The organism is Acinetobacter sp. GSS19 (assembly GCF_028621895.1).
In the GTDB taxonomy this organism is placed as follows: Bacteria; Pseudomonadota; Gammaproteobacteria; order Pseudomonadales; family Moraxellaceae; genus Acinetobacter.
This window is the reverse complement of record NZ_CP117520.1, coordinates 857,771-872,767: the sequence shown is the minus strand read 5'-3', so window position 1 is coordinate 872,767 and position 14,997 is coordinate 857,771. Positions and strand designations below refer to the sequence as shown.

At 45.0% G+C, this 14,997-nt stretch carries 8 protein-coding genes and 1 tRNA gene; 4 read left to right on the top strand and 5 right to left on the bottom strand.

From position 1 onward, the window contains the following. Nucleotides 1-3: 3 nt before the first annotated feature. On the top strand, nt 4-1,425 hold the full coding sequence (gene cysS / locus PGW99_RS04210) for a cysteine--tRNA ligase (RefSeq protein ID WP_273778897.1): 1,422 nt from the start codon (nt 4-6) through the stop codon (nt 1,423-1,425). A gap of 66 nt (nt 1,426-1,491) precedes the next feature. Then, nucleotides 1,492-1,567 (top strand) — tRNA-Gly (locus PGW99_RS04205). Between the two features lie 129 nt (nt 1,568-1,696). Here PGW99_RS04205 and katG read toward each other — a convergent pair. From katG to PGW99_RS04190, 3 genes are all read right to left on the bottom strand, one after another. After that, complete coding sequence (gene katG / locus PGW99_RS04200; protein WP_273778896.1) at nt 1,697-3,868, bottom strand: catalase/peroxidase HPI; 2,172 nt, start codon at nt 3,866-3,868, stop codon at nt 1,697-1,699. A 569-nt stretch (nt 3,869-4,437) separates the two neighbouring features. Beyond that, the gene (locus PGW99_RS04195; RefSeq protein ID WP_273778895.1) at nt 4,438-5,550 is read right to left on the bottom strand and encodes an S-(hydroxymethyl)glutathione dehydrogenase/class III alcohol dehydrogenase; all 1,113 of its coding nucleotides are present in this window, start codon (nt 5,548-5,550) and stop codon (nt 4,438-4,440) included. Nucleotides 5,551-5,570: 20 nt separating this feature from the next. Next, nucleotides 5,571-5,846 (bottom strand): metal/formaldehyde-sensitive transcriptional repressor, encoded by a 276-nt coding sequence (locus PGW99_RS04190; RefSeq protein ID WP_273778892.1) that lies wholly within the window; start codon nt 5,844-5,846, stop codon nt 5,571-5,573. 523 nt (nt 5,847-6,369) lie between these two features. Here PGW99_RS04190 and PGW99_RS04185 point away from each other — a divergent pair. Both PGW99_RS04185 and PGW99_RS04180 read left to right on the top strand, forming a co-directional pair. Continuing rightward, nucleotides 6,370-8,430, top strand: coding sequence for a TonB-dependent receptor plug domain-containing protein (locus PGW99_RS04185; protein WP_273778891.1), 2,061 nt, complete (start codon nt 6,370-6,372; stop codon nt 8,428-8,430). A gap of 450 nt (nt 8,431-8,880) precedes the next feature. Further along, on the top strand, nt 8,881-9,402 hold the full coding sequence (locus PGW99_RS04180; RefSeq protein ID WP_273778890.1) for a hypothetical protein: 522 nt from the start codon (nt 8,881-8,883) through the stop codon (nt 9,400-9,402). A gap of 83 nt (nt 9,403-9,485) precedes the next feature. Here PGW99_RS04180 and PGW99_RS04175 read toward each other — a convergent pair whose 3' ends face one another. After that, entirely contained in the window at nt 9,486-10,250 is a 765-nt protein-coding gene (locus tag PGW99_RS04175; protein ID WP_273778889.1) for an alpha/beta fold hydrolase, read from the bottom strand. 555 nt (nt 10,251-10,805) lie between these two features. After that, complete coding sequence (hrpA, locus tag PGW99_RS04170; RefSeq protein WP_443098208.1) at nt 10,806-14,669, bottom strand: ATP-dependent RNA helicase HrpA; 3,864 nt, start codon at nt 14,667-14,669, stop codon at nt 10,806-10,808. Nucleotides 14,670-14,997 lie beyond the last annotated feature (328 nt).

Genomic DNA, 14,997 nt, shown 5'->3' with positions numbered 1-14,997 from the left:
TATATGCAGCCTTTTGTTCTATACAACTCAGAGCAACGTAAAAAAGTTGAATTTGTCCCTCGCGTCGAAGGTCATATCGACATGTATGTTTGCGGTATGACGGTTTATGATTACTGTCATATTGGCCACGCTCGAGTCATGGTTGCATTTGACTACATCATCCGCTTTTTGCGTAGTCAGGGTTGGCAAGTCAAATATGTGCGCAACATTACAGATATTGACGACAAAATTATCAAACGTGCCAATGAAAATGGCGAAACCATTCAGGCCCTGACCGACCGTTTTATTCAGGCCATGAATGATGATGCTCATCATTTGGGTTGTCTGGATCCGGATGAATCTCCTCGCGCGACCGAATATATTGATCAGATGCAAAGCATGATTGGCACTTTAGTTAATAAAGGTGCTGCTTATCCGGCAGACAATGGTGACGTATACTTCCAGGTCGACCAATTTGCCAAATATGGTCGTTTATCGGGTCGTAAACTCGATGATATGCAAGCAGGTGCCTCAGAACGCGTCGATGTCGAAGTCGAGAAAAAACACCCGTTTGACTTTGTACTTTGGAAACATGCCAAAGAAAACGAACCGTTCTGGAATTCCCCTTGGGGCAAAGGCCGTCCGGGCTGGCATATTGAGTGTTCTGCAATGTCCACTTGCTGCCTAGGCAATCATTTTGACATTCATGGCGGTGGTAGCGATCTACTGTTCCCGCACCATGAGAATGAAATTGCACAAAGCGAAGCGGCGACTGGTGAGCAATATGTTAATTACTGGATGCATGTCGGCTTCATCAATGTCGATGGCGAAAAAATGTCGAAGTCACTGGGGAATTTCTTCACCATCCGTGACGTGATGGAGAAATTCCATCCTGAAGTAATCCGCTACTTTATTGTTTCTTCACATTATCGTAGCCCGATCAATTTCTCGGATACAGCGTTAAAAGAAGCCAAAACGACCTTGAGTCGTTTCTACCATTCATTCAAGGCCTACCAGCAAGTGTATGGCGAAAAAAAAGTTGAAACTCTAAATCAAGAACTGGTTGAACGTTTCAATAGCGCAATGCGTGATGACTTTAATACCGCAGAAGCAATTGCTGTACTGTTTGAAATCAATAAAGAACTGAACCGTGCAGTCAAAGAGCAGCAAGCTGAACAAGCAGCAGTGTATTACTCTACTCTACGCCATCTCACCAACATTCTCGGCATTGTGCAGCATCCAGTTGAAGAGTTCTTAAAATCAGATATTGGTCAAGAAACTTTAGGCTTGTCAGAAGCTGAAATTGAAGATCTAATCCAACAACGTGTTGATGCAAAAAAAGCCAAAGACTTCGCGAAAGCAGATGGAATTCGTCAATCTTTGCTTGAGCAAGGTGTTGTTCTGGAAGATACCCGTCAGGGTACCATCTGGCGTCGTGCCGATTAATTAGACAGTCATGCTGATAGAGTGTTGACAGTTTAATGAAACACTCTATAATGCGCGACATAGATTGCGGGAATAGCTCAGTTGGTAGAGCACAACCTTGCCAAGGTTGGGGTCGCGAGTTCGAGTCTCGTTTCCCGCTCCAAAATTCAAAAAGGCCTTATCATTGATAAGGCCTTTTTTATGGATCGGTTTTATATATGCTTCACTTGCAGCATATCCCAAGCTAGTCCCTCAAGCCAAGTACGCTCAGCTTGAGGAAAACGGATCAACATCAGGCAAGATCAAAACGGTCCGCATTCATAACCTTGTTCCAAGCCGCAACGAAATCATGAACAAATTTCTCCCGATTGTCATCCTGAGCGTAATGCTCCGCATAAGAACGCAATACTGAATTAGAGCCAAAGACCAGATCCACACGAGTCGCTGTCCACTTCACGGTACCGGTTGCACGATCAATCATCTGATAAGAATTACGTCCGGTTGGCTGCCAGCGATAAGCCATATCGGTCAAATGAACAAAGAAATCATTGCTCAAAACACCTACCCGATCGGTGAAGACCCCATCTTGGCTACCAGCATAATTGGTTCCCAAGACACGCATCCCCCCCATTAGCACGGTCATTTCGATGGCGGTCAATCCCATCAGATGCGCACGATCCAGCAGTAATTCTTCCGGTTGCGCAACATAATGCTGTTTTAGCCAGTTACGGAAACCATCAGCAAGTGGCTCCAACACTTCAAAGGACTGCACATCGGTTTGCGCTTGTGTCGCATCACCACGTCCAGGCACAAAAGGAACTTCGATCTCAAAACCAGCGGCTTTGGCAGCCTGTTCGACCCCCAGATTACCTGCCAGCACAATCACATCCGCAATACTCGCACCCGTCTCGGCAGCAATTTTTTCATAAATCGCCAGAACCCTAGTTAAACGTTCAGGTTCATTACCCTGCCAGTCTTTCTGAGGAGCCAAACGGATACGAGCACCATTGGCACCACCGCGATAATCCGAGCCACGGAAAGTACGTGCACTGTCCCAAGCTGTTGCCACCATTTCAGCAATTGGCAAACCCGCTGCAGCAATTTTTGCTTTAACAGCAGCCACATCATAGTCACGGCGGCCTGCTGGAATTGGATCCTGCCAAATCAGGTCTTCAGCAGGTACTTCCGGACCGATATAACGGGTTTTTGGACCAAGATCACGATGTGTCAATTTAAACCAGGCACGTGCAAAGACTTCATTAAAATAAGCAGGATCCTGATGGAAACGTTCGGAAATCTTGCGGTACTCCGGATCCATTTTTAATGCCATATCTGCATCGGTCATCATCGGCATACAGCGAATCGAAGCATCTTCGACATCAGCCGGTTTGTCTTCTTCCTTGATACTCACCGGTTGCCATTGCCAAGCACCTGCCGGACTCTTGGTCTGCTCCCAATCATGGTTCAGCAGCATATCAAAATAGCCGTTGTCCCATTGGGTTGGATGAGTGGTCCATGCTCCTTCAATACCACTAGTAACAGTATCGCGACCAATACCACGTGTCGTGTGGTTCACCCAGCCTAAACCTTGTTCCTCAATATCAGCGGCTTCCGGTGCCGGACCTAAGTTGGCAGCATTGCCATTACCATGCGCTTTCCCGACAGTATGTCCACCCGCAGTCAAAGCCACCGTTTCTTCATCATTCATGGCCATACGGGCAAAGGTCACACGCATGTCTTGTGCTGTTTTTAACGGATCTGGGTGACCATCCACCCCTTCAGGATTGACATAAATCAACCCCATCATTACCGCAGCCAACGGATTTTCCAGATCACGTTGCCCTGAATAACGGCTACCTTCACTTCCAGTTGGTGCTAACCATTCTTTTTCAGCACCCCAGTAAATGTCTTTTTCTGGGTGCCAGACATCTTCGCGTCCGAAAGCAAAACCGAAAGTTTTGAATCCCATCGATTCATAAGCCACATTACCGGCCAAAATAAACAGATCGGCCCAGCTCAGTTTATTGCCATATTTCTTTTTAATCGGCCAAAGTAAACGACGGGCTTTATCCAGGTTACCGTTGTCTGGCCAAGAGTTAAGCGGAGCAAAACGCTGGCTGCCGGTTCCTGCCCCACCACGACCATCCGCAATTCGGTAGGTTCCGGCAGAGTGCCAAGCCATACGCACCATCAAACCACCATAATGGCCCCAATCTGCTGGCCACCAAGCCTGGCTTTGAGTCATGAAATCAGTCAGGTCTTTTTTCAGTGCAGCGACATCCAGTTTTTTAACTTCTTCACGATAATTGAAATTTAGTAATGGATTGGTCTTGCGATCATGTTGATGCAAAATATCTAGATTGAGTGCATTCGGCCACCACGCCATATTCGATGTGCCACTCACGGTATGTGCACCATGCATCACCGGGCACTGACCTTTTGTTGTTGAATGTTGTTCACTCATATGCATCTCCGTTTATCATTTTAATAAAGTTCTAAACTTCCCTCTGCGATGTGCATTCTATGATTGTCAAAATTAAATGTCATCGCGCTTGAAACGTGCTTCACCTGATTAAAAATAGATCCGTCTCTAAGACAGTTTTTTTGTTATGCACGTGTTGCTTTTATTACAAAAAACTCAAGCTATAGCTTGATCGTAACTGAGCCTTGGCTTTTTTGCTATTGTTTTGTTTGATTATGTTGTTGTCTATAGATGGGTATAAATTCATGATGACATCGCGCTAAAAAATCTGCTTTTGACAGCTCTACATGACCAAGCAATAACAATTAGCGATGTTTGCATTCAGCGTTTTTTTGAGATCAAGCTGCTTAAGAAGACGAATTTTGCCGGAAATGTTTAGCTTGATCTGCTTCGAATCTGTAGAAATCAAATTCTTCCAGAAAGTTGGATTTGCAGTGCTTGGGAATAGAACAACGCGTCGGTGAAATCAGTAAAGAATTTAGAGCGGCTCAAGCAAAAGAGCGTTATACACCCTTTTGCTTGATGACTAGATTTACACTCAAGAGTTTATCTTAATCGTAGTGCACCACACTACGGATCGATTTTCCTTCATGCATCAGATCAAAAGCTTCATTGATCTGATCCAGCCCCATGGTATGGGTTACAAACGGCTCTAACTGGATTTCACCTTTCATAGCATCTTCTACCATGCCAGGTAATTGACTACGACCTTTAACGCCACCGAAGGCAGTGCCTTTCCAGGTACGTCCGGTCACTAACTGGAATGGACGGGTTGAGATTTCCTGACCGGCACCGGCTACCCCGATAATCACGGATTGTCCCCAGCCACGATGTGCACACTCCAGCGCCGCACGCATGACATTCACATTGCCAATACATTCAAAGGAATGATCGACACCCCAACCAGTCATTTCTACGATCACCTGCTGGATTGGCTTGTCATAATCTTTCGGATTGACAAAATCGGTTGCACCAAACTGTTTCGCAAGTTCGAACTTGTCAGGATTGGTATCAATCACAATAATACGGCCCGCTTTCGCTTGGCGTGCACCCTGTACCACCGCCAGACCGATGCCACCTAAACCAAAGACTGCAACACTATCACCTTCCTGCACTTTTGCCGTGTTATGTACCGCACCAATGCCGGTCGTTACACCACAGCCCAACAGGCAGACATGCTCATGGTTGGCTTCGGGGTTGATTTTGGCCAGCGAAACCTCTGCAACAACGGTATATTCACTAAAGGTTGAACAGCCCATATAGTGATAGATTGGCTGGCCGTTATAAGAGAAACGGGTCGTACCATCCGGCATTAGCCCCTTACCTTGAGTTTCACGTACCGCCACACACAGGTTGGTTTTACCCGACTTACAGAAGAGACATTCTCCGCACTCAGCGGTATATAAGGGAATCACGTGATCGCCAGGTTGAACACTGGTCACTCCTTCACCCACTTCCACCACAACACCCGCACCTTCATGGCCTAGGATGACTGGAAAAACGCCTTCTGGATCATCACCCGATAAGGTGAAAGCATCGGTATGACACACGCCCGTATGGCTAATCTTGATGAGCACTTCTCCGGCTTTAGGTGGAGCGACATCCACTTCTACAATTTGTAGAGGTTGACCTGGACCAAATGCGACTGCTGCACGAGATTTCATAGAAATATCTCCTAATGGTGCTACTTTAAATAAGATTTGAGGATTTTGCTGATTTCGACCAGCTCCTCCGCTCTGTCCTGCTCTGAGGTTTCACCCGATACCAGGGTGTCTTTTAAATGGATCTCGAGAAGCTCGGTCATCAAACCATTGGTTGCTCCGCGAATGGCACAAATCTGCTGAAGAATAGAAGCACAGGCGGTGTCGTCTTCTAGTGCTCGTTCTAGTGATTGAATTTGCCCTTTAATTCGGCGTACCCGTAACAGCATTTTCTTTTTGTCTTCTACTTGTTTCGGCATCATTGAGTCCAATATCTATACTATACCCTAGTATAGTATTTATAAATAAACAATCCAGCCTTAAAATTGTTTCGAGTTTTTTCTCAAACATGAATCGGACGATTCAAACACACAATATTGGCTTAATGTAAGCCAAAGATTACAACTCAAAGCGTTTTTGTCGGCTTTATTCTTGGTGCCATTTTTTCTATATTTAAGACATGCGGAACAGGATGTTCTACAGACATAAAACAATAATTATAAGTCAAATGCAGGAAGCTCGAAAAAGAGTACCCCCAAACCCTAATACCCTCAAGCCCCTGATCTCAAGTCAGGGGCTTGTTGCATTACGACAAAACAGTTTTTCCCCCATACACCTAGACTAAAAAGATATGTTACATGTGGCCTTCCTCTAGTTTCACAACTCAACTGAGCTATAAAATTCTTATAAATGCGAATAGAAATTACTATTCCTCTCATTTTCTTCATAATTTTACGTTAAGCTTCCACAAAATCTCTCATATATGAACTCGCTGGATTGATTATGAAGTCTCAACGCATTGAAAGGAAAATCACGTCGCTGAGCTTAGCCCTCCTTGCCATCACCTCGCCTGTGTGGGCAGCAGACACAATGCCTTCGGCAACACCAACAACCGAATCTACTCCACAGATCCTCAAAACCCTGACTTTTCAGGCCAGCCCTGACAACCAGAGCAAAGACATTAGCGCCGTCGCCAAAACGGTCGTGACACGCGAAGAAATGTTGCAATATGGCGATCATTCAGTGAGTGATGCGTTACGGCGTGCCGCCGGTTTCCAATTACCTGCACCCGGACAAGGCCCACGTGGCAATAGTGCAGCCTCAGGGATGCGCTTTCGCGGTGGAGGTGGCCCCACTTTCCTGATTAACGGAGAACCCGTACAAGGTGGTCCACGTGGTGGCATGTCGGTCGTCGACAGCATTACCACTGATATGATTGAACGGATCGAGATTGTCAAACAGCCTAGTGTGGCACAGGCTTCAGTTGCCTCTTCAGCGGTCGTCAATATTATTTTAAAAGAACCGCTTGATGCTCTAATCAATGGCAATATTCGCATCGGTTATGGCGAAGTTGATTCTGGCCAAGAACAGGAAATGCGTAAACAACTCAGTGTACAAACCGATGGTCGCCAAAATGCATGGAGCTATAGCCTGTATGCCAATCAGATGTGGCTAGATACCACAGCGATGAGTCAGACCACCGATCACACGGGAAAAAGCACCGTGCAGAAACGTGTCACCGACCGGGTGATGCAAATGCTGGCACCACGTGTTGAATATAGTCTGGATGATGAACAGAAACTGGTCGCTGAACTGTTTTATCGTGATATGCAAAGTCGGGGTCAACGCAACGGACAATTACAGGATGATGACAACAGCAGTATAAGGCTAAACACACGTTATGAACGCAATGCCAATCACGCTTCAGATAAAGTGCGTCTCTCTACTGAGCGCCAGACAGAAACCCAATTAACCCGTTCTTTGGATCGTTCAATCTATACCGATGAAACAATTCATGAGTATGGCTTGGCTTATGATGGCTTGCGCAAGCTGGATGATGATAAACAGATCAAATTTGGCACAGATTTGCGCAGTAATGAACTGAAAAGCAATGTAGCTGAGACACTGGATGAACGGCGATATGCTTTATATAGTGAGGGCAGTTGGCGTTTTACCCCGCAACAAACCTTAACGTTGGGGGCTCGGCAGGAATGGATTCAACGCAGAGGACTGGTCGATTATGATGATCAGCATTTTAGTCCTGTCTTGGCACATCGCTTTGAATTGACCGATGCCTGGTCATTACAAACCAACCTGAGCCGTGCTTTTCAAAGTCCGCAAAGCAGTCGTTTAGCACCCACGATCAGCATCTCCACAGATAGCGATGCCGGTAGCCTGAACAACCCCGATCGCGGCGGAAATCCTGCTTTAAAACCGGAAAAAATCACTGCACTTGAAACCACTTTAGGCTATAACACCTCATCAGGTGGTATGAATATGACAGCTTTCCAGCGCAACATTGTGGATTATATCGAAAACGTGATTACTCTCGAAGGTGACCGTTACGTGCAGCGCCCTCAAAACCAGAGCAAAGCAACCGCTTATGGGGTTGAAATTTCTGGGCGTTATGCCATCAAACAAACGGCTACAGGTCACCCTTTAATGCTGAATGGGCAACTTTCCAGCATTCGCGCTAAAATTGACAATGATACGACCGGTGAACGTCTGGCGAGCGATGTTGCACCGTACACTGCCAGCATGGGTCTATCTTATAGCTACCAGCCTTGGCAGCTCTCCACCAGTTTCAATCTGAATTACACACCAAAATTTACTCGTGCCTTGAACAATCAACCTTATGAACGTACCACCAATCAACGTATAAACCTGGATCTCAGTGTAAGCAAAAAACTCGGACAGGGTTGGGGCACAACTTTGACGGCTCGCAATATTCTGGCAACAGATTACAAGGAATTTTTGACCCAAAAATCCGATGGTACGCTCTATGAATCCCGAGTGAACTCTTCCATCCCGAGTGTATGGTTGACCCTGGAAAAGAAATTCTAATATCCCATTAAACCGCTAGCACCAAATGCTTGCATGAATACCCGCTCAAATAAGCGGGTATTTTTAACTCTACTCAATAAATGGGCCAAAACATAAGATTCAGCACACATGTTTCTTTTGTAATGACAGAAAATACTGCTCACACATTTATTTACGGCTTAAACTTAAAGATCAGTTATTTATAACTTCCGTGAATGTTCTTTCAATTTATAGTTAGGTTCAGCAATTCGGCTGTGACTAAGCACCTCAATCATCAAGAAAAAGTAGATTGCTCAAAATTTGATAAATCGCCAAAAAGTTCATTGTGATATTCATCACTAATAGGCAACTTAAATATAAATGTGATCACGATTCAAAAAAATTAAAACAAAATGCTTAAATTTAAGATATTTACATTCAATTATTTTTTAGGTATTTATGATTTTTAATACGAATTAAATATTATTAAATATGATAGAAAATTCAGTTGCCGTCAGTATGGGAGAAGTCGCTACCGACTTTTGTCCTACATTGAACAGTTGTGGCTATTTTGCCCGGGGTGCCTTTGCACTCGAAAATTTATGCGTCTTTAAATGGTTTGAAAACCCTACAGATTTGAGTGATCACCTGCTTGAAATTGAAATGCTGATGTTTCAATTAGACCGTCGTCAATTAAAGGCACTCTATCAGGTAGTTTGGCCCATGTTGCATGATTTAACCCATGAAACACTCACCAGTGAATTACGTGAAGAAATCAACCGGCAGTTCCAGGACATGTTGATTCTTGAATGGTGGGGGAGTTTTGAAGATTTGGCTTTCGGCTCTTCAGCCTTCGCAGGCAAGGTTCGTAAACATTTTCGTTTTCAGAAATTAGAATTGTCCGACGCTCCCTTGCATGTCAACGAACAAAACCAGTTTATTGAATATATCCGCTCTTATGGCCTGAGCAGATCACCTGGCTGGCAGCCTTGGATTAGGACTGAAAGAATATAAACATCTCCCATTCAACTAAAAATAATAGCAATTAAATACCCCATCTATTCAGGTAGATTACCCAACATAATCTACCTGTGTTCTTACAAAAATTCCTGAATAAGATCAATTACCTGATCTGGTTTTTCTGCATGCAACCAGTGTCCCGCCTGTTCAATGATTTGCACTTGTGCCAAAGGAAACTGAGCCTCAATCGCGGATAGATACTGCTCCTGCACATAAGGGGATACCCCACCTCGAATGAACAAGCTTGGCTTTGTAAAAGCGGTTTGAATTTGCCAAGACAGAATATCGGCATAATGGGCCTGGATCGCATGGATATTAAAACGCCATTTTCCAGCAGCAAAAGATTTCATTAAAAATTGAATGACCATGTCTTGCTGCAAATATTGACGCATAATTTGAGTCGCTTCAGCGCGTGAACTGACCCGGGCTTGTTCCACCGCAAATAAAGCTTTGAAGATTTCATCATGCTGCCGTACCTGGTAAGCAACGGGTGCCATATCCAGAATAACCAGCTTTTCTACACGTTCTGGAATTAAATTGGCCAGCCGCATCGCCACTTTTCCACCCATTGAGTGACCGATCAGAATACAGGATCCGATGCGAAGGGCATCCAATGTTTCTCGGACATCGGCAGCCATGTGCGCATAGTCCATTTCTTCAGATTGTGGTGATAAACCATGATTACGCATGTCTAACTGTAAAACAGGATAGCGTTCCTTCAAGGCACGCGCGATCACACCTAGATTGCCAATGCTGCCAAAGAGTCCATGGATTAGGACAATGGTCGGGGCATCGGAAATTACAGTATCAGCTGCTGGCTGCAAGTCATAATTCAATAACATGATTTGATTCTGTGTTCAGATTTTTCAGGGCTTATCATATGCGCAATTTTGCTCGGCGCTCAATCAATCACGCTGATAATTTTTTTATCCTTCGGCGAATTGAATCAATATAAAAAGAGAGCTACCGGATTGTTCTTTTGTTAAGTTTTTGTTATATAAAATATTAAATAATAACTAGAACATTGCTGATGAAATTTTCCTCTAATAATATCTTGATTATTCTGTCTCTCATTGTCCTCGTTGCGACTTTCATCATTCTGATCTATCGGATTGTGATGGCTTAATTCGAGTGACCCTGATATCGCAATGTGAGCGATCATCAGAATCATTCGGCTGACTCATCTCAAAACCTCATACAAAGGCATCGATCCTTTTAATTGTGATCCGATATTTCATAGAGAAGATATAGAATCATTTGCGCGTTTTAAATATTGCTCACAATACTGCTTTTATTCCACATACCCTTATGTGCAAATAGCAAGGCGAAGCAGTCGCTGCATATTTCATTCAGACGACTGCTTCATCTTCACACTATAGATTTGCTCTATTTGCTACTTAAAGCGCAAGTTGTTGCCAGATCTTTTGCAGACGTGTTGGGGATACTGGCATTTTGGTTTTCATCGGCTGTGAAAATAGGGAAATCCGCAGTTCTTCCACCATTGGGTACAACTCATCTTGCAGACGTTCCTCATTTTTAAAGTTGAATAACTTATCCATCCAGGGATCCACTTGCATAATCGCCTGTTCATCACGCTGTAAGTTATTTGGCAAGCGCTCTAGACGGATCAGCAAGGCTTTCAAATAGCGTGGATATTCAACCCAAGTCCGGGCCTGTTTACAGTAAACAAAATCTTTCAGACTCATTAAATCCAGCTGATCCTCAACATCATCGATACTACGGCCAAAAATATCAGCATCCAGCATTAACAGTTTGCGTCGAATCTCTTGCCATTGGATATAAATTTCGCTCAAGATTTTCAGTGCCTCCTGTCCTTGCGACAAGAAGCTCTTTTTCACTGTATCCAAGGTCTGATGAAATTCAACCGCATTGATCGGCAAATCCGCCATGGCCAATTGCAAGGTGGCATAGACCAGCATCTGTTCCAGTTGCGCTTTATCCCCCAATGGCGAATAGGCAAGTGCCAACGGTTTGGCAATCTGCTTTTTCAACTGACGGATTAAATCACCCAACTGCAAATGAATCAGACGGATCACCCCTTCACGGTGCTGGCGGATCGCTTCGGCCTGATCATTAAAGGTATGAATCACCACACCGGATTCATCCTTAGCCTCCAATTCTGCAAATGCTTTGGCAGCAACCAAAGCCTGATACTGCTTGACCACCACCCCGGTCACTTTCTGGCTGGCTTCAAAAACAAAACTCTCCGGGAAGGTTTTAAACTCCCCTTTTAGTTGCTTCACAGGACGATGAGTTTCGACACGGCAACGGGCTTTTAATTCACTCAGATCACGTCCCTGCTCGATCACCCGGCCTTTTTCATCCACGACCTTGATCAAAGGCAATAAATAGGGCTCGACCCGTTCAAACGAAAAGTCTTTTTCCGCGATCTGCTCACCGCGTAATTGGAACGCTAGAAACTTAAACAGATGTTCACGCAAATGCACCGCATCGATTTTTTGTAGCAGCTTGCGTGCAGTATCCGGAATTGGCACTAGATTGCGGCGTTTGTCCTTGGGCAAGGCTTTCAGTAAGGCCTCAATCAAATCCTGACGCCAACCAGGAATGCCCCACGACCAGATGTTTTCATCCACTTGCGGCAAAGCCTGTAACGGAATTTTCACGGTCGCACCATCTTCGTCATGGCTTGGATCAAAGCGGTAACTGGTCGCCAGCTTTAACTCACCATTACGTAAATAATCTGGGAACTGTTGTGTAGTCGGCCGGTCATTGAGCCACAGCGCATCATCTTCGACAAATAAATAACGCGGATTTTTCGGCTCAACTGTGGCACGCCAGTCTTCAAATGAGCGTCGGCTCGCCACTTCAGCCGGAACTCGCTCAGCATAAAACTGGTAAATAGTTTCCTCATCCACCACCAGATCACGACGGCGCAATTTATCCTCAACCCGTTCCACCTCTTCCAGTTTGAGCAAATTATGCTGCAAGAATGGCGGCATAATGCCAAGATTGCCAGTAGTGAGTGCATCACGCAGGAAAATTTCATGCGCGGCGGCCTGATCAACTTTTTCAAAATTGACTTGCTGTTTCGGCTGGATGATCAGACCAAACAGCGAGATTTGTGCATAAGCATGTACGACTCCAGCCTTCTTCGACCAGTGCGGCTCAAAATAGTGATATTTCAGCAGGTCACGTGCCGCCAGCAGAATCCATTCCGGTTCAATTTTGGCCAAGGTGCGCAAATACACCTGTGAGGTTTCTACCATTTCGAAGGCCATCACCCAAGGTGTATTGGTCTTGTGCAAAGTCGAAGCCGGGAAAATCCGTGCTTTCTGCTGGCGTACCGCCATAAACACATTGCGTTCATCAGTTTTATTGGCAATAAACGATAATAAACCGGTTAACAAGGCACGATGCAGATTCTCATAACTGGCCGGTTTTTCGTTAAACGACAACTTTAAACCTTCAGCCAGTTCGGCCAGTTGCCGATGGGTCTGCTTCCATTCACGCAGGCGTAACCAGCTTAAAAAATGCTGACGGGCAATAGTACGCCGTTTGTTTTCACTTTGAATATCTTGATTGTTGCTGAGCGTATCCCAGAGTTTTAAATAAAACAGGAAGTCGGAATCCGCTTCTTTAAACAAGGCATGTTTTTGATCTGCTTGCATCTGTTTATCGGCCGGACGTTCACGTGGATCTTGTACCGCCAGCGCAGACACGACGATCAAGGCTTCTTTCAGCACACCAAAATGTGCACCGCCCAGAATCATTCGGGCCAGACGCGGGTCAATTGGCATCCGCGCCATCATCTGTCCAACTTTGGTCAGTTCACCTTTATTTTCATTCAGTGCGCCAAGTTCAACCAGCAGCTTACGTCCATCATTGACCAAACGATGATCCGGTGGCTCAATAAAGTCAAACTGTTCCAGTGAGCCCAGACCTAGACTCTGCATTTGCAGAATCACTGAAGCCAGGTTGGTGCGTTTGATTTCCGGTTCGGTAAATTCCGGACGACTGAGAAAATCTTCCTCACTATACAGACGAATACAAACACCCGGCGCAATACGGCCACAACGGCCTTTACGCTGGTTGGCTGCTGCCTGTGAAATGGCTTCAATTGGCAGACGCTGTACACGAGAACGATAGTTATAACGCGAGATGCGGGCAAAACCACTATCAATCACATAGCGTATATTGGGTACAGTCAACGCGGTTTCTGCTACGTTGGTGGCAATAATAATCCGTCGCCCTTTACCACTCGGGCTGAAAATCTTTTGCTGCTCGGCAATGGCCAGACGGGCAAAGAGCGGTAAAATTTCGGTATGGCGTGGGCCGTATTTCTGCAGGGTTTCCTGCAGTTCACGAATTTCCTGCTCGGTACTGGCAAAAATCAGAATATCAGCATGTTCCGGATGGCCTTTTTCTTCGGCATCCTGAAAACACTCTTCCACAGCTTGCACCACCGCTCGCGGCAGATTTTCTTCGAAATCATCAAAGTCATCATCGTCACTTCCGCCAATGGTCAGTTCAGAAATCGGACGATAGCGCACTTCAACCGGATAACTACGGCCTTCGACTTCAAAAATCGGGGCATTATTGAAATATTGGCTGAAACGATTTACGTCTAAAGTCGCTGAAGTCACAATGATTTTCAGATCAGGGCGTTTTGGCAACAATTGCTTCAAATAACCCATAATGAAATCGATATTTAATGAACGTTCATGCGCTTCATCGATGATAATGGTGTCATATTTACTCAGATATTTGTCATTGGCCAGTTCTGCTAGCAAAATCCCGTCCGTCATCAAACGGACAATTGAGTCTTGTGAACCCTGTTCATTAAAGCGGATTTTGAAACTGATGGCTTCGCCCAATTGCTGCCCGACTTCTTCGGCAATCCGCTGCGATACACTGCGTGCCGCCAGACGACGCGGCTGGGTATGACCGATCAGGCCAGTAAGGCCACGACCGGCCAACATGGCAATCTGTGGTAACTGGGTGGTTTTACCAGAACCGGTTTCACCAGCCACAATGATCACCTGATGCTGCTGAATCGCCTGAATCAGCCGATCCGCATACTGGGTCACCGGCAGTTCCTGGTTCAGCTTGATCTGTGGAATGCGAGCCAGACGTTCACGGACTTTATGGTTGGAACGTTCAAACAGTTCCTGATATTCTTCTGGATGGGCTTCTTTACCTTTACGCAGTCGATTTAAACGATGTCGGTCACGCGCCATGACAAATTGATCTACATTTAAATGACTCAACACCGGGCTCATATCCTTGTATATACAAAATCTAGGTTGGTCGCCTATTTTACGTGGGAATGCCGACTAGAGAAAGCAAACCACCAGGGATATATTTTTTCTTTTTTGAAATATCTGGCCTTGAATTAAGATCATTCGTCCCCATAAATTTGAAAGCGCTAGAATCGCGATGTAGTTGTCATATGGATATCATCTGATTCCAGTTCAATAGACAAAACAGCGCGTGTGATGAAATAGCACCGGGAAACGGATAAAATTCATTTTTCCGATTCCTTCAATAAAAAAATACTATTTCACCAATAACACAAAGTTATTTAAGATAAACCTCGAAATCCAATAA